At 28.1% G+C, this 367-nt stretch carries 1 protein-coding gene; it reads right to left on the reverse strand.

From position 1 onward, the window contains the following. Window positions 1-13: 13 nt before the first annotated feature. Window positions 14-367 (reverse strand): hypothetical protein (locus tag HMPREF2881_RS00970; protein ID WP_083310067.1); only part of this gene is annotated, 354 nt, incomplete at its 5' end.

Genomic DNA, 367 nt, shown 5'->3' on the forward strand with positions numbered 1-367 from the left:
TTTCAACGGCCTACTATCTTCTCATTTGGTTATTTCTATCTTGTTTCTTCTTCTTTTTCTTATGATTAATATTGTTTTGTTTTTCAGTTTCATTCGCATAATACATAAGGAAGTCACTAGCGTTTATAGTTGGTAAATGAATATGATTAGATGGTTCATTTTCATGTTCGATACGATTGTCATTATCATTTCTATCTACTTGATTAATATGTTTTTCGATAACTTCTTCTTGATCCACATTGTTATATTTCTCAAGTTTGATAAGTAATTGAACTTTCTCATTCGGTGTTTGGTCTTTGACTTTTTCAAAGTTTTTATCCCCTATATCTATTCTTAAATCATCATCAATATGTTCTTTATAACTATC

The organism is Staphylococcus sp. HMSC057A08 (assembly GCF_001812925.1).
GTDB classification, from domain to species: domain Bacteria; phylum Bacillota; class Bacilli; order Staphylococcales; family Staphylococcaceae; genus Staphylococcus; species Staphylococcus hominis.